This window comes from Lysobacter sp. GQ73, from assembly GCF_059758755.1.
Genome location: NZ_JCAXEE010000002.1, coordinates 702,996 through 722,977, shown reverse-complemented (window position 1 = coordinate 722,977; position 19,982 = coordinate 702,996). Strand labels below are relative to the sequence as shown.

Sequence of the window (19,982 nt, the reverse complement as noted above, 5' to 3'; positions counted from 1 at the left end):
CCGGCGCCTGCGCCGAGGCGCGATAACAGCAGGCGCATCGGCCGCGGGCCCGCGTTGCTACTTGTGCGTCCAGGTCGAGGATTGCGACGCCGGCGCGCCGGCGCCGGGACGCCCGACGCCCGACGCACGACTTCAAGGCGCGGCGGATGCCTTGCCGCAGGTGCTCTCGCTGACGATGCGCTGGATCCGCGCGACTTCGGCGGCGGACGCGTCGCGGCTGTCGCTGCGGCCGAAGCGCAGGGCCGACTCGGCTTCGCGCAGGCGCTGTTTCCAGTTTTCGCACAGCGCTTCGTCGGGCAGGCGCTGGCATTGGTCGTCGACCATCTGGCAGGCCACGCCGGCGCCGGACGCGGTGGTGCCCAGGCCGGTGGTCTGCAGCGTCGCGCAGCGCTGCGGCGGGCGGCCGTCGTCGCTGAGGTAACGGCCGTTGTCGTAGGTGCGGCATTCGAACAATACCGGCGGCGGCAGCCGGTCGCCGTCGGCGATGTTGGATTTGGGCGCGACCGGCTTGGCCGCCGGCGGCCGGCTCACCGACGGCAGCTGCGAGGACACCGGCGGGTGCGGCGGCGGGGCGTTGCCGGATGCGATCGGCGGCACCGGCGAGGTGATGAACAACGGCGGCGCCGCGCTCGACGGCGCCGAATCGATCACCCGCTTTTCCTGGCTGCTGCCTTTCGGGCACGGCGTGTCGTTCTGCACGGTCAACTGGCCGAGCGCATCGGTGCAGCGATAGATCACGACCTTGCCCGGTTGGGCGGACACGCCGGCGCAGGCCAGCAGCAAGACGGGCAAGCACCACCACACACGCATCAGTAAGCTCCGCAATCGGCGTTCAGGCGCGCATCGATGCCGCGCTGTTCTTGGGTGATCTGGGCGCGCTCGCTCTGCAGCGCGCTGTTGTAGCGGCGGTCGCCTTCGTAGCGGCGGTCGCGCAGGCGGCTGCAGACTTCCTGCTGCGGCAGTTGCTGGCATTCGTCGCGCACCAGCTGGCTGCCGTAGTAGACGCCGTAACCGTAGTCGTAGCCGCCGGAATAATACCCGCCGGAGCGGGCGGTGCCGGCGTAGGCGACGTTGCCGTGGCGTCCGGCGATGGCGATGCGCGCGCCCGGGTCGCCCAGGCGCGGGGTCGGCGCGCCGACGCGGCCGCCGAGCGAGCTGCGGTTTTGATAAACCGGCACGCCGTAGCCCAGATCGACGATCGGCATCATCCGCGGATTGCCGTCGCCGTTGCTGCTGGTGTAGCGGCTGCCGTCGGGGCGGACGCATTCGTACATCGGCTGCGGCGTGTGCACGATCAAGCGCTGCGGCCGGCGTTCGGAGGCCGCCGGGGCCGGCGCGGCGACCGCGGTTTCGAGCGGGCGCGGCGGCGGGTCGACCGGGCGCATCATGCTCATGGTCTGCTGACGCTGGCCGTCGCTGCACGGCGTGTCGCGCAGGCTGATATGGCCGCGCGCGTCGGTGCAGCGGTAGATCAGCACTTCGGCGGCGCGGGCCGGAGCGAGCAGCGCCGCGCCGCTCAACCAGGCGGCGAGCACGGCCGGGACGAGGCGAAGGCGGCGGCGGGCAGGGGACATGCGCGCATCTTGCGCTTCCGCTGCGTTAGGGGAAAGTCGAAAGGAGGAAGTCGCGCCGCGGCCCGATCAACGGGCTCGGGCGCCGCCGGGGCGTTGCGTTCAGCGTCGCGGCGGCATCGCGCGGCACCGATCCGCGCGGCGTTCAGGCGCGCAGGACATCGCCGCTGAGCGCCTCGCGGATCGGGGTCGGCGCGGCCAGGCCGCCGGTTTCGCCCACGCAGACGCCGTCGCCGAGAGCGAGCAGGGCCGGGTCGAGTTCGTCGCGGCGGAACGCCGGCGGCTGGCCGGCGAGATTGGCGCTGGTCGAGACCAGGGCATGGCCGAAGGCCTCGCACAACGCGCGCGCTTGCGGATGGGCGGTCACCCGCACCGCGACGCTGCGGTGGGTGCCGCTGATCCACGCCGGCACCGCCGCGGTCGCCGGCACCGCCCAGGTATGCGGGCCCGGCCAACTGGCCAGCACGGCCTCGCGGCGTGGCGCCGGCAGCGCGTTCCAGTCCACCCAGGCATCGAGCTGGGCGAGCGAGGCGGCGATCAGGATCACGCCTTTGTCGACCGGCCGCCGCTTGATCGCGAGCAGTCGGTGCACTGCGTGTTCGTCGCGCGGATCGCAGCCCAGGCCCCAGACCGCTTCGGTCGGGTAGACGACGACGCCGGCGCGGGCGAGCGCGGCGGCGGCTTCGGCGATGGACAGGGCTGGCGCGGACATGGCGGCTCCGGACGGTGGCAGCGGCGAGTGTCGCATGCGCGCGCGGCGCCGCTCCAGGCAGACCGCAACAAGCAGGGCCGCTCCAGCCGGAGCGGTCCTGCGCGGTCGAGCGCGGTCAGTGACCGTGGTGGGCGTGTTCGTCGGCGTAGGGCCGGGCCGACTCGGGCAGGCGCACGTCGAAGGCGTAGGAGCGGTTGCCGCTCAGCCAGACGCGATTGCCGGCGGTGCCGGACTTGGCCTGGATCAGGTCGGCGCCGCGCTTCTCGCCGATGCGGGCGAAACGCGAACGCGCGTTGACCTGGTCGCCGACCCGGCGCGGCCAGTCCACCACCGAGGTCTCGCCGGCGCGCAGCACGGTCTCGACCTTTTCCGCATCCGATCCGTCGGCGTTGAACACCCGCAGGGTGACCGTGGTGCCGACTGGATAGTCGTTGGCGACGTTGAGGTGGCCGGCGTCGCGCCAGACCGAGTTGCGCTCGGCCAGTGCGTTGCTGAAGTTGACGTCCATGCAGGTGTAGAAGGCTTCGGTCGAGTCCGAGCGCTGCCAGGTGTTGTAGATCACGTGGCGGCCGGTGCGGTTCGGCAAGGTGCAGGTGATGTGGTAGTTGTTGCCGCTCGACAGCGGCACCTTCGCGCTCTTGCAGAACTGCTGCATGCTGCTCCACTGCAAGGCGGTGCTCGGGTTCCAGCCCTGCGGCGTCACGTAGAACGTCCATTCCTTGGTCGCGTGCGGCGCGGTCGCATAGAAGGTGAAGGTGTGGCTGCTGCCCGAGCGCAGGGTGGTCGCCTGCCAGTCGCTGCGCAGCACGTCGAGGCCGCGGAAGGTCGGATTGCCGCCGCTGCACAGCTTGCCGTCCGGCACCACCGCCTGGTGGTTGCTGTTGGCGTTGGCCTGGTTGATGCCGTTCCAGTCGTAGAACAACTGCGGTCCGGCGACCGCCCACGCGGCGCGGCAGGCCGGGTCGGCCGGGTTCTCTTTATTGCCGAGATAGCACTTGTAGATCCGGCTTTGCGGATTGACGAAGGTACCGTGCGCCCAGACGGCGGACACGGGCGACAGCGCCGCGCACAGGGCGGCGCCGGAGACGAGCAGAACGGTGCGGAAAGTACGGGACATGACGACTCCTGTCGTTGGGATAGGTGAATGCACCCCCCAACAACATCGGTCGCAGATCGATTCGCGCGATTGCTATCGCGTCTTGAATGCGCACGATCCTAGGCGCCGTTCCGGCGCGAATCTGTGCGTGCGGTCGCCGTGCGAGCAGACGCCGGCGCATGGAGCGGCGGCGGAAAGCCCCGAAGCGGGCTTCCCGTCACGCCGCGCGCTCGCTTCAGGCGAGCGCTTTCTTGACCACTTTCTTGACCGCCTTCTTGCTTGCGGGCTTGCTCGCCCCGGCGGCGGCAGGCGCGACCGCGGCGGTGGCCTTGCTCGCGACTTTCTTGACCGCCTTCTTCGCCGCCTTCTTGGCCGGCGCCTTCTTGGCCGCGGCCTTCTTCACCGCTTTCTTGGCCGGTGCCTTCTCGGCGGCGGTCTTCTTGACCGCGGCGGTCTTCTTGGCGGCTTTCTTGGCCGGTTCCTTCTTCGCCGCGCCCTTCTTGCCGAAGCGGCCGCGCATCGGCTTGCCGGTTTCTTCCATCAGCTTGACCACTTCCTCCAGGGTCAGCGAGGCCGGCTCGCGATCCTTCGGAATGCGGCCGTTGAGCTTGCCGTCGCTGATGTAAGGGCCGAAGCGGCCGTTGAGGACCTGGATGTCGCTGCCCTCGAACTCCTTGATGATGCGGTTGCGGGCGATCTCTTCCTTCTCTTCGATCAGGAACACCGCGCGCGCCAGGTCGATCGTGTACGGATCGTCTTCCTTCTTCAGCGAGGCGTACACGCTGCCGCGCTTGGCGAAGGGGCCGAAGCGGCCGACGCCGACGCTGACTTCCTCGTCCTTGTCCAGGCCGAGCTTGCGCGGCAGCTTGAACAGTTCGAGCGAATCCTCGAGCGAGATGGTGTGCATGCTCTGGCCGGGGCGCAACGAGGCGAAGGTCGGCTTGTCCTCGTCCTCGGCGGTGCCGATCTGCGCATACGGTCCGTAGCGGCCCAGGCGCACGCTGACCGGCTTGCCGCTCTTGGGGTCGATGCCGAGTTCGCGCGCGCCGGTGGCTTCGCTGCGATCGACCGATTCCTTCTTGTCCTCGACCAGTTGCTTGAACGGCCCCCAGAACCGCTCCATCAGCGGCACCCACTCTTCCTCGCCGCGCGACACCGCATCGAGCTCGTCTTCGAGCTTGGCGGTGAAGTCGTAGTCGACGTACTGGGTGAAGTGGCCGGACAGGAACTTCGACACCGCGCGGCCGACGTCGCTGGGACGGAAGCGGCGGCTGTCGAGCTCGACGTACTTGCGGAACAGCAGGGTCTGGATGATCGAGGCGTAGGTCGAGGGACGGCCGATGCCGTATTCCTCGAGCGTTTTGACCAGCGAGGCTTCCGAAAAGCGCGGCGGCGGCTCGGTGAAATGCTGGTCGGCGTGGATGCGGTCGAGCGGCACGCGGTCGCCGGTCTTCATCAGCGGCAGCTTGCGGCCTTCGTCCTCGTCCTCGGCGGCCTTGGCGTCCTTGCCTTCCTCGTACACGGCGAGGAAGCCCGGGTCGATCACGGTGGTGCCCGAGGCGCGGAAGCTGTGCTCGGAGCCGGCGGCGAGGTCGACGCTGACCGTGTTGAGCGTGGCCGGCACCATCTGCGAGGCGACCGCGCGCTTCCAGATCAGCTCGTACAGGCGGCGGCCGTCGTCGTCGAGGAAGCGCGAGACCTGCGCGGGCGTGCGCAGCGCCGAGGTCGGGCGGATCGCTTCGTGCGCTTCCTGCGCGTTCTTGGACTTGGTCTGGTAGGTGTTGGGCTTGTCCGGCAGGGCCTTGGTGCCGAAGTCGCGGGCGATCACGTCGCGGATCTCGGCGACGGCCTCCTGCGACAGGCTGACCGAGTCGGTACGCATGTAGCTGATCAGGCCGACCGTGCCCTCGTCGCCGAGCGCCATGCCCTCGTACAGCTTCTGCGCCACGCGCATGGTGCGCGAGGTGGTGAAGCCGAGCTTGCGCGAGGCTTCCTGCTGCAGGGTAGAGGTGGTGAACGGCGCGGCCGGGCGGCGCTTGCGTTCCTTGCTGACGACGTCGGTGACGTGCAGCGCGCCGTTGGCGGCGGCGACCAGGCGCTTGCGCGCGGCCTCGGCGGTGTCGCCCTCGGTGATGGTGAATTGCTCGAACTTCTTGCCGTCGAGCTTGGTCAGCTTGGCGGTGAAGGCCTGGGTCGGGTGCGCGCACTCGGCCTCGATGCTCCAGTACTCGCGGGCGACGAAGGCTTCGATCTCTTCCTCGCGCTCGACGATCATGCGCAGCGCCGGCGACTGCACGCGGCCGGCGGACAGGCCGCGCTGGACCTTGCGCCACAGCACCGGCGAGAGGTTGAAGCCCACCAGGTAGTCGAGCGCGCGGCGCGCCTGCTGCGCATCGACCAGATCGCTGGCGATGGCGCGCGGGTGGCTCATCGCCTCCTTGATCGCGCGCGGGGTGATTTCGGTGAACACCACGCGCTGCAGCGGCTTGCCTTCGAGCAGGCCGCGCTCGCGCAGGATCTCGCCGATGTGCCAGCTGATCGCCTCGCCTTCGCGGTCCGGGTCGGTCGCCAGGAACAGGTTGTCGGCGCTCTTGGCGGCCTTGGCGATCGCGTCTACGTGCTTCTCGTTCTTCTCGATGACGGCGTAGTCCATCGCGAAGTGGTTGTCGGGGTCGACCGCGCCCTCCTTGGGCACCAGGTCGCGGACATGGCCGTAGGAGGCCAGGACGGTGAAATCCTTGCCGAGGTACTTGTTGATCGTCTTGGCCTTGGCGGGCGACTCGACGATGAGGAGGTTCTTGGCCATGGGTACTCCGCAGGCCCGGTGCGGGCGCTGCACGGCAACGATGCCTCGTGAGGGGCAGGGGTTAAGAAGGCGACGCCCGCAGCGTTCGGCCGCGGGCGTTCAGGTTTCCTTTTTCTAGTGGAATCACGAGCCGGCCGCAGCTGTCAAGCGCGGCCTGCCGGAAACGCCAATAAATTGGCACTGAAACACTTGAAGAGGGCGTGATGGCTTGTAGCCTGTTCAGCTTACAGAGCGTTGCGGCTCAGTTCCCGAACATCGGTAGCAAGGCCATCGCGAGCACGACGCCGACATAGAGTAGCCACAGCAGGCCGCCCAGTACGAGCACCACGATCGCGACCGGCCCCAGATCGCGGCGCTGCAGCTCGGGGCGCGCGGTGTAGGCCCAGCGGTCGACCACCTGGGTCTTGGCCAGGATGTCGTGCAGGCCGCGCTTGCGGTCGGTGAAGGCGATCATCAGGAAGCCGACGCACAGGCTCAGGTACGACAGCAGGCTCGAGGCCCAGCGGCCCAGCGCGCGCATCCGGGTCAGGCGGCGGCCGTCGGCGTCGACGACCTTGATCCCGACCGCGAGTTTGCCGAGCGTGGCCTGCATCGAGGAGGACTCGAAGCCGGCGTAGTAGGCCGCGCTGATCAGGCCGATGCAGGTGTAGACCACGCCCATCAGCACCGCGATGGCGACGCCGGGGTTTTCCAGCCAGGCCGACGAGGACAGCCCCGAGGCCGAGGACAGGCCGAAGCCGACCAGGCCCACGGTCAGGACCATGCTGACGGCGTAATAGGCGATGCCGACCAGCAGCGAGTCGATCATGTACGCGGCCAGGCGCTTCCAGAAACCGACATGCACCACCTCGAAGCCGTGGACGACGGTGGCGTCGTCGGCGACGCCGGCGCGCGGCGCCGCATACGGCGAGACGGGCTCGGCCGCGCCGCTGCTGCCGTCGTAGCCGGGCGTGGCGGGAGCAGGGGCGCCAGCGGCCAGGTTGGCGGTGGCAGCCATCGGCGCGGCGGCCGTGCCGGCCGCGGCCTCGGGCTGGGGGTCGCTGCGGAGCGCCGGGTGCTCGGCCGCGACCGCCGCGGCGCCGGCCTGAACTTCCTGCGGGCGCTCCTCGGCCGCGAAGCCGGGCTCGGCGACCAGCTCATGGGCGAGTTCGCGCCAGGGCCGCCACTGCGCCAGGCCGTCGCGCCAGACCAGAGTGTCCGGGCCCAGCTCGCCGCCGTGGTGGAGGGCGGCCATGTCGGCGCCCTCGAGCGGTCCATGCCGGTTGCGCTCGTTGTCGCTGTAATACCACTGGCTCATCGCGAATCTCTGTCCTGTCCTGGTTCGTTGTTGCGGAGGGCGCTCAGCCGCGGCAGTTCTGCGGCAGCAAGCGGTCTTCGACCTCCGAGCTGCAGGTCCACTCGCCGCTCGAGGGGGCCAGCTCCAGCCAGACCTTCTGGCCGTCGGCCTTGCGGCCGATGCCGCGCAGCTCGATTTCGATGCCGCAGCCTTCCAGTTCGCCGAACTTGACCGAAGCCACGCGGGGGCTGGCGTAGGCGATCGCGGGCTGAAAGCCCTGGCTGTCGTTGTCCGGGCATTGTTCGTTGGCGGCCACGTACTCGGCGACCTGGAGCTTGTACTGGCCCGAGCCGTTGATCGCCTCGGTGATCTTGGCCCGCACCGTGTAGTCCTGGTAGGCCGGCAGGGCGATCGCGGCGAGGATGCCGATCATCGGGATCGCGAGCACCGCCAGCACGATCGCGACGATCGCGCAGCCGGACAGGCCGCGCCGCGGCGGCGGCGCCTGGCGCTGGTTGAAGTGCGCGGCGGCGGCATCGGCCGGGTTGGCCGAGCGCTCGGAATAGGGCGGCGGGCCCGACGCCCCCGGGGTCTGCGGCGGCAACGGCGGCGGCGCCACCGGCCTCGGCGCCGACGACAGCAGGTCCTCGTCCAGGCCGAGTTCGCCCGAAAGGCGCTCGAGCGGCAGCCATTCGCGCAGGCCTTCGCGCCACAGCAAGGTGTCGCGCTGGATGCGGCCCTCGCGGTAGTGGCCGCGCACGGCGTCGGCGTCGATCGGGCCGACACGGCCCTGGGCTGCGTCGTGGTAATACCAATTGGTCATGCTGTCCCCCTGATCTCGCGATCGTCCTTGTGAGTGAGCCGCCGGCATGCCGACCCCCGCGAGAGGGCCGTCGGCCGGACGTGGCTATGCCGCCGCGGCCGCCCCAGGCGCACGGTGGACGCAAGAAGCTAGCATGCCGGCCGGCGTTCGGCCTTCGGATCGACTCGGGGAAGCGTCGGCGAGCGGGGATGGCGGCTCGTGCCGCAGCCGGGGCTGCGGCCTGGGGGCGTCGCCGTCGCGGCGACGCGGAGCCGGTTTAGTGCACCGGCTCGGGTTCGTCGGCGAACATCTGGGTTTCCATCCAGGCGTAGGCCGCCTCGGAGCCGGGCTGGTTGAACAGGACCATCAGCACGACCCATTTCAGGTCGTCCAGGTCGAGTTCGTCCTGGTCCAGCGCCATGGCCCGGTCGAGCACGAGCTCGCGCTGGCCGGCGTCGAGGATCCCGTGCTGCTCCAGGAACAACAGGAAGCCGCGGCATTCGACGTCGAGCTTGTCGAGTTCGGGGCCGAAATAGACCCGGGTGGGGCCGCCGGTGCGCGGCGGGCTGACGGCCGGACGCTGCAAGGCCAGCGCATCGAGCCACTCGAACGCCTTGTTGATCTCTGCGGGACTGAACCCGGCCTGGCCCAACTCGTCGAACAGGGGGCCGCTGCGGAGCGAATCGCGGTCGCGGACAAGGTCCGCATCTTCAGTGAAGTAATGCTCGAAAAGGTACAGCAGGACGTCCAGGATGCTCTCTTTCATTTCCCTCGGCCTGCGCCGCATGCGGCGCGGTGAGTAGGAGTTGCTGATTGACCGTCGGGCGGCCGACCTGTCTTGAGTCGGACCGCACGGCGATGACGTGGTTCAGCGGTTGCGGAAATAACGGCCGTGCTGCGCCGCGACGCGACCCTCAAGCTCCATGACCAGCAGCATGGAGGACAGTTCCGCGGTCGTCAATCCAGTGCGTTCGACCAACCGATCCATACCGGTTGGGTCGTGGCCGAGGGCGTCCCACAAGGACTGGTAGTCGGGATCGGTGAAATCCGGGCGGCCGTTAACTCCCTGGGACGGGTCGTCGCCATCGTGATCGCCCTCCATGACGGCCGCGTGGCTGGCAGAGATGGGGATGCCCAGGCGGCGGCGCAAGTCGTCGGCCAGCTCGGCCGCGAGCGGGGCCAGGGCGGCGGCGACTTCGCCCGCGCTTTCGACCAGGCCGGCGCCTTCGCGGATCAGCCGGTGGCAGCCACGCGCCAGCGGGTTGTGGATCGAACCGGGCACGGCGAACACCTCGCGCCCGCATTCGCTGGCCAGGCGCGCGGTGATCAACGCGCCGGAGCGTTCGGCCGCCTCGATCACCAGGGTGCCGAGGCTGAGCCCGGCGAGGATCCGGTTGCGGCTCGGGAAGTGCTCGGGCCGGGCCTGGGTGCCGGGCAGGTGTTCGCTGATCAGCGCGCCTTCGGCGGCGATGCGCGCATGCAGGTCGGCGTTGTTGCGCGGGTAGGCGACGTCGGGGCCGGTGCCGAGCACCGCCAGGGTGACCCCGTCGGCGTCGAGCGCGGCGCGGTGGGCGGCGGTGTCGACCCCGGCGGCGAGGCCGCTGGCGACCGCGAGCCCCGAGCGCGCCAGGGCGCGGGCGAAGTCGGCGGCGTTGTCGCGCCCGCCCGGGGTCGGCGAGCGGCTGCCGACCACGGCCACCGCCGGATGCCAGAGCAGGGCCGGTTCGCCGGCGACGAACAGCGCCAGCGGCGGGTTCGGCGCGCGCCGCAGCAGGCCGGGGTAGTCGGGGTCGTGCCAGCCGACCAGGTGATGGCGGGGTGCGTGCAGCCAGTCGAGCGCCCGCGCCAGGGCGTCCTGGTCCGGTGCGCGCAGGGCCTCGATCTGCTTGGGGGCGAGCCCGGCGGCCTGCCACTGGCTGGTGCCGGCGGCGAGGGCGGCGGCCGGGCTGGGGTGAAGTTCGAGGAGTTGACGCCGTGCGGCGGCGCCGCCGCCGGCGGCGATGAGGGTCAACAGGGCGTGGAGGTCGTCGTCGGACAACTGGATCTGGGGCGAAGGCATGGAACAGCCTAGCCTGCAAACGACGACGGCGCCCGAAGGCGCCGTCGTGGATCGCTGTAGGAAAAGCCCGCAGGCTTTTTCCTCAGAGGTCAGGCAGACCGATCAGTAGGCCGCATCGGGATGCTTGAGCTCGTAGCCGACCTTGGTCTGGCGCACGCCGTCCATGATCAGGCCATAGCTGACCTTGTCGAAGGTGCGGAACACCATGACGTGGCCGGAGAACTCGTCCGGCAGGCGCACGCGCGAGGCCTTGCCGACCAGGGTCGGGTCGCGGTCCGGACCGACCTTGACCCGGTCGACGGCGCGGGTGCCGACCCGCCAGGTCGAGAACACCGTGCCGTTGTCGACGCCGTCGCGGGCACCGACCGACAGGGCGATCACGTCGCGCGGGCCGCCGTGCTTGACCAGGTCGGCCACGGCCAAGACCTGGGCGCGGCCGTAGTCGAACTGGGCCTTGGGCGGATGCGGGAAGAACTGCAGGTCGTAGGGCTGGGCTTCGACCGGGATCAGACGGTCGCCGACGCGGATTTCGCGGCCGGTGTCGTCGATGACCAGGGTGCTGGCCTCCATCCCGTTCTCGGCGCCGCGGCTGACGGTGCCGGTCGAGACCTGCATCAGCTCGTAGCCGAGCAGCTCGCGGCCCTTGTCCGGCACGACCACGTCGGTCCAGATGGCTTCGAAGTCGACCGTGCGGCGACCGCGGAAGTCCAGGTCGGCGGCGCGCATGATGTCGCAGCAGGCCACGCGATCCAGGCGGGTGTAGCGCTGGGTCGGGCGGACCACGGCGTAGCGCGTGCCCGGGGTCTGGTCCGGCAGGTTCTTGATGTAGGCGACCTGGCCCTGGGTGACGCGCAGGCGGTCCTCTTCCAGGCCGACCACGTAGGGCAGGTGCTCGAACTCGTCCACGACCCGAAGGTTCTTCAGGAACGGCTCGATGTCCGACAGCGGGATGCCGCTGATCGGGGCTTCCTGGCGCGGACCCGGCTTGACCTGGGCCGCGACGCGGTCGAGGTAGGCCAGCGAGATCACGTCGCCCGGATAGATCAGGTGCGGATTCTTGATCTGCGGGTTGGCCTGCCAGATTTCCGGCCACAGCCACGGCCGCTTCAGGAAGCGAGCCGAGATGTCCCACAAGGTGTCGCCCCGTTTCACCACGTAGGTGTCGGGGTGGTCGCCACGCAGTTCCGCCGCAATGGCGTACGTGGCAACAGTCAGCAACGCGGCGGCGAAAACCGCGCGGATCGGTTTAAACATGGCGGCCATCTACCTGATTCCCCTTCCAGGTTTGCCCTCTGCGGGCACCCGGACTATAGCCCAGAAGCTGCGAACGTTAGCAGGCCTTTGCAGCCTATAACGGGGTTACAATGCAACCAAAGCTTGCGTATGTGACCCACGCCCCCATTTTCGACGCCATGGCCCTGCTCCCAATCCTAGAATTCCCCGATCCGCGTCTGCGGACCAAGGCCGTGCCGGTCGACGCCGCGCACGTGACCTCGCCGCAGTTCCAGAAGCTGCTAGACGACATGTTCGAGACCATGTACGAATGCCCCGGCATCGGCCTGGCCGCGAGCCAGGTCGACGTGCATCAGCGCTTCATGGTCATCGATGTGTCGGAAGAAAAGAACCAGCCGCTGGTGTTCGTCAATCCTGAGATCGTCGCCAAATCCGGCGAGCAGGTCTACCAGGAAGGCTGCCTGTCGGTGCCCGGCATCTTCGCCGACGTGACCCGCGCCAACGAGATCACGGTCAAGGCGATCGGCCGCGACGGCGCAGCGTTCGAGCTCAGCGCCGACGGTTTGCTCGCGGTGTGCGTGCAGCACGAGATGGATCACCTCGACGGCAAGCTGTTCGTCGACTACCTCTCGCCGCTCAAGCGCGAGATGGTGCGCAAGAAGCTCGCCAAGCAGCGCCGCCAGTCGGCCTGAGCGCCGCGCATCGGGGCGGGAGTGGGGAATCGGCGCGCCGCCGTGCGGCGCGCGCGGGTTTTCTGCTCCCGTTCTTCGTTTCTGTAGTCTTGCGCCCGCGGCGTCGGCCCGGGCGCGATGATGCGCGCCGGTCCGCCGGTCTTTAATTCCCAGTCCCGATCCCCCATTCCCGAGCCCCCATGCGCATCGTATTCGCCGGTACTCCCGACTTCGCCGTACCGAGCCTGCGCGCCGCCGCGCAGCGCAACGAGGTGGTGGCCGTCTACACCCAGCCCGACCGCCCGGCCGGGCGCGGCCGCGAACTGGCGCTGTCGCCGGTCAAGCGCGAGGCGCTGGCGCGCGGCCTGCCGGTGATGCAGCCGGAGAACTTCAAGAGCGCGGCCGCGCGTGCGGCCTTGCGCGAGCTGCAGCCCGACCTGATGGTGGTGGTGGCCTACGGCCTGATCCTGCCGCAGTCGGTGCTCGACATCCCGACCTATGGTTGCTGGAACGTGCACGCCTCGCTGCTGCCGCGCTGGCGCGGCGCGGCGCCGATCCAGCGCGCGATCGAGGCCGGCGACCGCGACAGCGGCGTGTGCCTGATGCAGATGGAGAAGGGCCTGGACACCGGGCCGGTGCTGTTGTCGCAATCGCTGGCGATCGGCGAGGCCGAAACCGGCGGGCAGTTGCACGACCGCCTGGCCGCGCTCGGCGCGCAGGTGCTGAGCGACGGCCTGGGCCTGTTGCGCGCCGGCATGCGCCCGATCGCGCAGCCGCAGCCGCAGGACGGGGTGACCTATGCGCACAAGCTCGACAAGGCCGAGGCGCGCCTGGACTGGGCTCAGCCGGCGCCGGCATTGGCGAACAAGGTGCGCGCGTTCAATCCCTGGCCGATGGCCGATGCGAACATCGCCGGCGAACGCGTGCGCGTGCACGGCGCGATCGCGGTGCCGCTGCAGCATTCGGCCGAACCCGGCAGCGTGCTGCAAGCCGGGCGCGAGGGCATCGACATCGCCTGCGGCGAAGGCGCCCTGCGCATCCGGGTGCTGCAACGCGACGGCGGCAAGGCGATCACCGCCGCGGATTATTTGAACGGCCGGCGCGACCTCGCGGTCGCGCGCTGAGCATGAGCGACCGGCCTACTCCGTCCGACCGAGCGCGCGGCAGCGTCGCGCACGCCGACGGACTGCATAGCGGCAGCAAACCGCGCGCGATCGCCGCACGCGTGCTCGACGCGGTGATGCACCGCGGCCGGTCGCTCAAGGCCGAGTTGGCGAGCGCGCTGCCGGGCCTGGCCGACCCGCGCGACCGCGCCCTGGTCGAGGCGATCTGTTTCGCCGTGTTGCGCCAGCCGCTGCGCTACGAGGGCGCGCTCGCCGCCTGGATGGCGCGGCCGCTGACCCGCCGCGACGGCGAACTGCGCGCGCTGCTGTACGTCGGTCTGGCCCAGCTCGACCCTTTGCAATTGCCGGCGCACGCCGCGCTCGACTCCACCGTCGAGGCCGCGCGCGGCCTGGGCTATCCGCACCAGGCCGGCATGGTCAACGCACTGCTGCGCCGCGCCCAGCGCGAAGGCCTGCCCGCGCTCGACCCCCGCCATTCGCACTGGCCGAGTTGGTTGCGCGGGCGGCTGCGCCGCGACTGGCCCGAACACTACGAGACGATCCTCGCCGAAAGCGCGGTGCCGGCGCCGATGTGGCTGCGGGTCAACCCGCGCCACGGCAGCCGCGAGGCCTATCGCGAACGGCTCGCCGAGGCCGGCCTCGACGCCGAGGCGGTCGAAGGCCTGCCCGATGCGCTGCGCCTGCAGGGTTCGGTGGCGATCGCCGCGCTGCCCGGGTTCGCCGAGGGCGCGGTGTCGATCCAGGACGCCTCCGCGCAATTGGTCGCCGACGCGATCGCGGCCGCGCCCGGTGCGCGCGTGCTCGACGCCTGCGCCGCGCCCGGCGGCAAGAGCGCGCACCTGCTCGAACGCGACCCCGATTCGCGCCTGACCGCGCTCGATGTCGACGCGGCGCGCCTGCAGCGCGTGCGCAGCGGCCTGGCCCGGCTGGGCCTGGCCGAGCGCGCCGAGTTGCGCGTGGCCGACGCCGCCGACCTGCCGGCGTGGTGGGACGGCGAACCCTTCGATGCGGTGCTGCTGGACGCGCCGTGTTCGGCGACCGGCATCGTCCGCCGCCAACCCGACGTGGTGTTGCACCGGCGCGAATCCGACCTCGCCGCCCTGAGGGTGCTGCAGGCCGGCCTGCTCGATGCGCTGTGGCGCACGGTCGCGCCCGGCGGCGTGCTGGTGTACGCGACCTGCTCGATCCTGGCCGAAGAGAACGAGGGTCAGGTGCGCGAGTTCCTGGCCCGCACCGCCGATGCGCGCGCCGAGCCCTTGCCGGCGCAGTTCGGCCACGACCGCGAGGTCGGCCGCCAGCGCTTGCCCGGCGACGGCGGCGGCGACGGTTTTTTCTACGCGCGCCTGCGCAAGGGTTGAGCCAAGGGCGAGCGCTGGCCCGGATCGAACCGCGGCCTCTCCACCGGATGCGGCCGGCCGCTTATCATTCGCGCACGTTCAAAGGCCCGCGCATGTTCGACAGCGCCCGTTCCCGCCCCGCCTGGTTGTTCTGGATCGTCGCCTGGCTGGTGCTCGGGGCCGGACTCGGCCTGCGCGATCCCTGGCCCGCCGACGAACCGCGTTTCGCCCTGGTCGCGACGCAGATGATCGAGAGCGGCCAGTGGCTGTTCCCGCACCGCGGCGGCGAGCTGTACTCGGACAAGCCGCCGTTCTTCATGTGGATGCAGGCGCTGTCGTATCTGGCCACCGGCCAGTGGCGGGTCGCCTTCCTGCTGCCGTCGCTGCTGGCCGCGCTGGGCACCTTGTGGTGCGTGGTCGACCTCGGCCGGCGCCTGTGGACGCCGCGGGTCGGCTACTACGCCGGCTGGGCGCTGCTGCTCACCGTGCACTTCGTCTACCAGTCGAAGAAGGCGCAGATCGATCCGCTGGTGGTGTTCTGGATCACCCTGGCCAATTACGGCCTGTTGCGCCATCTGCTGACCGGCCCGGCCTGGCGCTGGTGGGTGCTGGGCTGGTTCGCCGCCGGCATGGGCACCATCACCAAGGGCGTCGGCGCGCTCGCCTTGTTGATGCTCGCACCGTTGGCGCTCGCGGCGCTGCTGCGGCCGCTGCGTGCCGCGCTGGCGCCGGGCGGCGCGGCGCATCGCGCGCTGGCCTGGGTCGAGTTGCCGGTGCGCGCGGGCATCGGACATCGCGCATTCTGGCTCGGGCCGCTCGCGTTCGTGTTCGCGGTGGCGCTGTGGATCGCGCCGATGGCGACGGCGGCGCTGACCCATCCCGACCCGGCCTATCGCGGTTATCTCGACGACCTGCTGTTCCGCCAGACCGCTCAGCGTTATTCCAACTCCTGGGACCATCACCAGCCGCCGTGGTACCACCTCGGGGTGATGCTCTCGATGTGGCTGCCGTTGATGTTCGCCCTGCCCTGGGCGCTGCCGGCCTGGCGCCGGCGCCTGGCCCGGCTCGATCCGCGTTATCTGCTGCCGATCGCCTGGTGGCTGGCGGTGATCGTGTTCTTCTCGATTCCCCAGGGCAAACGCGACGTCTACATCCTGCCGGCGCTGCCGATGGCCTGCCTGGTGTTCGCGCCGCTGTTGCCGGGCATCCTGCGCCGGCCCTGGCCGCGCCGGATCGGCTTCGGCTTCGCCGCGGCGATCGTGCTGGCCCTGTTCGGGGTGGGCCTGTCGATGTGGTTCGGCGACCCGGGCTTCGAGCGCAAGCTGATCGCCGAGCGCGATTTCACCGACGGCGCGCGCGGGCTCGCCGCCGGCGTGCTGGCGATTGCGAGCTGGGGCCTGGCCGCGCTGCTGTGGGCCGGGCCGCGCCGGCCGATCCTCGGCATGGCCGCGACGCTGTGCGGATTGTGGGTGTTGAATGGCGTGCTGGTCGCGCCGGTGCTCAACGACTCCTCCTCGGCGCGCGGGGTGATGACCAAGGTCGCCGAGCGCATCGGCCCCGACGCCGAGCTCGGCCTGGTCGCCTGGAAAGAGCAGAACCTGCTGCGGACGCAGTCGCGCACCACGACCTTCGGCTTCAAGACGCGTTGGCCCGAACAGCTCAGGCAGGGCCTGGCCTGGCAGGCCCAGGCCCCGCGCACGCGCTGGCTATTGGTTCAGGATCCGGCGCTGCCGGCCTGCGTCGACCGCAACCGCGCCGAAATAGGCGGACGTTCCAATCGCCGCATCTGGTGGCTGGTGCCGTACGCTGCGCGCGAAACCTGTCCCGCGGCTCCGCCGCTGCGGCCGCATGAAGACGATACGGACTGATCCGTGCCCCAACCGCAAGTACCCGACGTTCCCTTCCGCCCCGAAGCCCTCGCGGGCGAGCCGCGCCGCCTGGCCGTGGCCCGGCGCACCCTCGAACTCGCCCTGTTCTGCCTGCCGGCGCTATTGATCTCGACCCCATGGGGGCTGGCGCCGTTCACCGCGCTGGCGCTGGCCGCGTTCTTGATGGCGCCGGGCCGGATCGCCCAGGGCTATCGCGAGATCGGCGGCGCGCTGCGCCTGCTGCTGATGATGGCGGTGGCGGTGGCGGCGATCGTGGCGGTCTCGACCTTCCTCCACGACGTGCGCTGGCGCGAGGCCGACAACCGCCTGCGCCTGCTGACCCTGCCGTTCTTCGCCCTGATGGCCTACGCCTACCGGCCGTCGCGGCGCTGGCTGTGGGCCGGCGCGCTGGTCGGCCTGGCCGGCGCCTTCGCGGTCGCGGTCTACCAGGTCGGCGGCGGCATGGACCGCGCCGCCGGCTGGACCGCCAACGCCATCGTGTATGCCGAAGCGGTGATCGCGCTGATCGTGCTGGCGGTGTTCTGCCGCCCCTCCGGCGAGCTGCTGTGGACCACCCTGGCCTGCGCGCTCGGCGTGGTGGCCGTCGCCCTCAGCGGCAGCCGCGGCACCTGGCCGGGGGTGTTGATCGTGCTGCTGATCGGCCTGCTGGTCAGCGGCGGACGCGCGCGCCGGGTGTCGTGGGCGGTGCTGGCGACCCTGGCGCTCGGCGCGGTCGCGGCCTTGTGGATCGGCCCGCTCGCCGAGCAGACCCGGATCGAGGAACTGCGTTCGGACGTGCACCGGCTGCGCGAGGGCGACAGCGCCTCCTCGCTCGGCGCGCGCCTGAGCCTGTTGTCGTTGGCCGGGCAGACCTTCGTCGAACATCCGCTCGACGGCATCGGCGTCGGCAGTTTCGGCCGCGCGGTGAGCGCCCTGCCGGAATGCCGTCCGCCGGCGGCGCGGGTCGGCTTCTGCCGGCTCACACACGCCCACAGCGACGTGCCGGAATGGGCCGCGACCATGGGCCTGCCGGGCCTGTTCGCGATCCTGGCGGTGTATCTGTTGCCGCTGGCGTTGTTCGCCCAGCGCCTGCGTGCGTTGCCGGCCGGGCGTTCGCGCAGCAGCGCGCTCGCCGGCCTGGTGCTGGTGCTGGTCTACATCGCCAGCGGCCTGACCCAGTCGATGTTCGCTCACCAACTGGTCGCGTCGTTCTATGCGGTCGCGGTCGGCCTGCTGTACGGCTTCAGCCTGCGCGAGGCGCGCGGCGACGAGGCGGCGACCTGAGCCTTGCGTCGCGCCGTGCGTTCAGTCGCGCGGCGTGGCGTCGTCGTCCCGGCGAGGCGGCGTCGTCAACGGCTGGCCGCGTTCGAGCATCCACAGCATGATGGTCTTCTGGCGCACGTAGTTGGCGCGCACATAGGCGTAGACCAGGCCGTGCCAGCCGTCGAGGAAGCCGCCGCGCAACAGGTAGCCGCGCCAGAAGCGCCAGGCCGGCGCCAGCACCAACTTGCCCAGGCTCGCGCGCTTGCCGCGCGCGTATTCGTGCTCGGCCATCATCCGCGCGTAGCGCTCGGTCTTGCTCAGTTGCTGTTCGAGCGAACGGTAGGGGTAGTGGATCAGGTCGCCGGCCAGAGTCGCGACCGCGCCGTCGACGCTGGCGGCCTCGTGGATCTCGCGCTGCCCGCGCCAGCCGCCGCGGCGGCGGTCGAACAGGCGCAGCACCCGATCCGGGTAGGCGTTGCCGTGCCGCAGGAACTTGCCGAAATACTCCGACAGACGCGCGAAGCGATAGCCGGCGGCGTCTCCGAAGCCGCGCGCGCGCGCCGCCTCGATCGACGCGCGCAGCCGCGCGTCGACGCGTTCGTCGGCGTCCAGGCACAGCACCCAGTCGTGCGCGGCCTGTTCGACCGCGTAGTGCTTCTGGCTGCGGAAACCGTCGAAGGCGCGTTGCAGCACGCGCGCACCGGCGGCCTGCGCGATCGCCGCGGTGGCGTCGTTGGAATAGGAATCGACTACCACCACCTCGTCGCAGAACGCCAGCGAAGCGATGCAGTCGCCGATGCGGTCGGCTTCGTTGAACGCGATGATGCAGGCCGACAGGCGCGGTCGTTCGGCGACGGGCGGGGGCGTGTCGATGGCGGCGGTCCGGGGCGGTGGTTGGGGGGCGGCGGCTCGGGGGCAGGATACTCCGGTGGGAAGGGCGAGGAGCTAGGGATTAGGAATCAGGAACGAGGAACTAGGAACGAGGAACTAGGAACGAGTGAAGCTTTGGGCTTCCACTCGTTTCTCGTTCCTATGAACTCGTTCCTCTAAACTCGTTCCTGGCTTCCAGGCATCCGCCATGTCCGACTACCTGCTCTTCGCCACCGAGCGCTACGCCTTGCCGATCCTGCGGCCGCTGGCCGATGCGCTGCATGCGGCCGGCCACACCGCCCATGCCTGGTTCGCCGACGGCGCCGCGGCTTCGTCGCTGCCGGCGCCGGTGCGGATGCTCGCGCCGGGACGCGAGGGCCTGCGCGCGGCGGTCGCGCTGAAGCCGCGCGCGGTGTTCAGCGCGGCGAACTGGGTGCCGCCGTTCGTCGCCGGCGCCAAAGTGCAGCTGTTCCATGGTTTCAACGTCGAGAAACGCGAAGACGCGCGCGGCCACTTCCGCGTGCGCGGCCTGTTCGACCTGTATTGCACCCAAGGGCCGGCGACCACCGCGCCGTTCCGCGCCCTGGCCGCTCAGGCCGGGCATTTCGCCGTGGTCGAAACCGGCTGGCCCAAGCTCGATCCGCTGTTCGGCGCCGACGACGGCGGCGCGGCGAAATGGCGCCGCCTCGCCGGCCGCCGCGAGACCGTGTTGTTCGCCTCGACCTTCACCGAGCGCCTCAGCGCCGCGCCGCACCTGTTCGAAGCGATCGCCGCGCAGGTCGCGTCGGGCGAACGTTATTGGCTGCTGACCCTGCATCCCAAGTGCGCGCCGGAACTGTTCGAGCGCTATCGCGCGCTGGCCGGCGCCAACGCCACTTTCGTCGAGACCGAGGACCTGATCTCGGCGCAACGCGCGGCCGACGTGCTGGTCGCCGACACCACCTCGGTGGTCTCGGAGTTCGTGGTCCAGCGCAAGCCGGTGGTGACCTTCCGCAACCGCGCGCCGAAACCGCACATGATCGATTTCGACGTCCCGGCGGCGCTGGCGGCCAAGCTCGAACAGGCGTTCGCGCCGAGCCCGGAGTTGCAGGCCTCGATCGATGCCTATGCCGACGCGATCCATCCCTATCGCGACGGCCGCTCCTCGCAGCGGGTGATCGCCGCGACCGAGCAGTTGCTCGACGGCCGCCTCGGCCCACTGCGGCGCAAGCCGTGGTCGTCGCTGCTGCGCGGTCTGCAGATCCGCCGCGAGCTGGGTTATTGGGGCCCCGGCGCCTGAGCGGCGCCGCCGCGC

The 19,982-nt window shown here is 70.5% G+C and carries 17 protein-coding genes; 6 read left to right on the top strand and 11 right to left on the bottom strand.

The window, feature by feature from the left end; genetic code table 11:
* Positions 1–132: 132 nt before the first annotated feature.
* The 10 genes from AC6CH2_RS07970 to AC6CH2_RS07925 all read right to left on the bottom strand — a co-directional run bounded on the left by AC6CH2_RS07970 (position 133) and on the right by AC6CH2_RS07925 (position 11,576).
* On the bottom strand, positions 133–810 hold the full coding sequence (locus tag AC6CH2_RS07970; RefSeq protein ID WP_498268767.1) for a DUF4124 domain-containing protein: 678 nt from the start codon (positions 808–810) through the stop codon (positions 133–135).
* Positions 810–1,574: a DUF4124 domain-containing protein gene (locus AC6CH2_RS07965; RefSeq protein ID WP_498268766.1), complete on the bottom strand. Its 765-nt coding sequence runs from the start codon at positions 1,572–1,574 to the stop codon at positions 810–812. The genes AC6CH2_RS07970 and AC6CH2_RS07965 overlap by 1 nt, the downstream gene beginning before the upstream one ends.
* Positions 1,575–1,716: 142 nt before the next feature.
* Positions 1,717–2,283, bottom strand: a complete 567-nt coding sequence (tsaC, locus tag AC6CH2_RS07960; protein WP_498268765.1) for an L-threonylcarbamoyladenylate synthase type 1 TsaC — start codon at positions 2,281–2,283, stop codon at positions 1,717–1,719.
* Between the two features lie 115 nt (positions 2,284–2,398).
* Positions 2,399–3,400: a lytic polysaccharide monooxygenase gene (locus tag AC6CH2_RS07955; protein ID WP_498268764.1), complete on the bottom strand. Its 1,002-nt coding sequence runs from the start codon at positions 3,398–3,400 to the stop codon at positions 2,399–2,401.
* Between the two features lie 214 nt (positions 3,401–3,614).
* On the bottom strand, positions 3,615–6,185 hold the full coding sequence (locus AC6CH2_RS07950) for a DNA topoisomerase I (protein ID WP_498268763.1): 2,571 nt from the start codon (positions 6,183–6,185) through the stop codon (positions 3,615–3,617).
* 241 nt (positions 6,186–6,426) lie between these two features.
* Entirely contained in the window at positions 6,427–7,482 is a 1,056-nt protein-coding gene (locus tag AC6CH2_RS07945; RefSeq protein ID WP_498268762.1) for an RDD family protein, read from the bottom strand.
* Between the two features lie 43 nt (positions 7,483–7,525).
* Entirely contained in the window at positions 7,526–8,284 is a 759-nt protein-coding gene (locus AC6CH2_RS07940) for a pilin (protein WP_498268761.1), read from the bottom strand.
* Between the two features lie 256 nt (positions 8,285–8,540).
* The gene (locus tag AC6CH2_RS07935) at positions 8,541–9,029 is read right to left on the bottom strand and encodes a DUF494 family protein (protein WP_435397398.1); all 489 of its coding nucleotides are present in this window, start codon (positions 9,027–9,029) and stop codon (positions 8,541–8,543) included.
* Between the two features lie 102 nt (positions 9,030–9,131).
* Positions 9,132–10,322: a DNA-processing protein DprA gene (gene dprA / locus AC6CH2_RS07930; protein WP_498268760.1), complete on the bottom strand. Its 1,191-nt coding sequence runs from the start codon at positions 10,320–10,322 to the stop codon at positions 9,132–9,134.
* A gap of 102 nt (positions 10,323–10,424) precedes the next feature.
* On the bottom strand, positions 10,425–11,576 hold the full coding sequence (locus tag AC6CH2_RS07925) for a LysM peptidoglycan-binding domain-containing protein (RefSeq protein ID WP_435397372.1): 1,152 nt from the start codon (positions 11,574–11,576) through the stop codon (positions 10,425–10,427).
* A gap of 158 nt (positions 11,577–11,734) precedes the next feature.
* On the opposite strand from AC6CH2_RS07925, the gene def reads away from it, so the two are divergent.
* The 5 genes from def to AC6CH2_RS07900 all read left to right on the top strand — a co-directional run bounded on the left by def (position 11,735) and on the right by AC6CH2_RS07900 (position 17,839).
* The gene (gene def / locus AC6CH2_RS07920) at positions 11,735–12,247 is read left to right on the top strand and encodes a peptide deformylase (protein ID WP_435397371.1); all 513 of its coding nucleotides are present in this window, start codon (positions 11,735–11,737) and stop codon (positions 12,245–12,247) included.
* A gap of 179 nt (positions 12,248–12,426) precedes the next feature.
* The gene (gene fmt / locus AC6CH2_RS07915) at positions 12,427–13,350 is read left to right on the top strand and encodes a methionyl-tRNA formyltransferase (protein ID WP_498268759.1); all 924 of its coding nucleotides are present in this window, start codon (positions 12,427–12,429) and stop codon (positions 13,348–13,350) included.
* 2 nt (positions 13,351–13,352) lie between these two features.
* Positions 13,353–14,708, top strand: a complete 1,356-nt coding sequence (rsmB, locus tag AC6CH2_RS07910) for a 16S rRNA (cytosine(967)-C(5))-methyltransferase RsmB (protein ID WP_498268758.1) — start codon at positions 13,353–13,355, stop codon at positions 14,706–14,708.
* 92 nt (positions 14,709–14,800) lie between these two features.
* On the top strand, positions 14,801–16,555 hold the full coding sequence (locus AC6CH2_RS07905; protein WP_498268757.1) for an ArnT family glycosyltransferase: 1,755 nt from the start codon (positions 14,801–14,803) through the stop codon (positions 16,553–16,555).
* A 3-nt stretch (positions 16,556–16,558) separates the two neighbouring features.
* The gene (locus AC6CH2_RS07900) at positions 16,559–17,839 is read left to right on the top strand and encodes an O-antigen ligase family protein (protein ID WP_498268756.1); all 1,281 of its coding nucleotides are present in this window, start codon (positions 16,559–16,561) and stop codon (positions 17,837–17,839) included.
* 21 nt (positions 17,840–17,860) lie between these two features.
* On the opposite strand, the gene AC6CH2_RS07895 is transcribed toward AC6CH2_RS07900, so the two are convergent.
* Positions 17,861–18,691: a glycosyltransferase family 2 protein gene (locus tag AC6CH2_RS07895; RefSeq protein ID WP_498269099.1), complete on the bottom strand. Its 831-nt coding sequence runs from the start codon at positions 18,689–18,691 to the stop codon at positions 17,861–17,863.
* Between the two features lie 205 nt (positions 18,692–18,896).
* On the opposite strand from AC6CH2_RS07895, the gene AC6CH2_RS07890 reads away from it, so the two are divergent.
* Entirely contained in the window at positions 18,897–19,967 is a 1,071-nt protein-coding gene (locus tag AC6CH2_RS07890) for a CDP-glycerol glycerophosphotransferase family protein (protein ID WP_498268755.1), read from the top strand.
* The last annotated feature ends 15 nt before the right edge of the window (positions 19,968–19,982 follow it).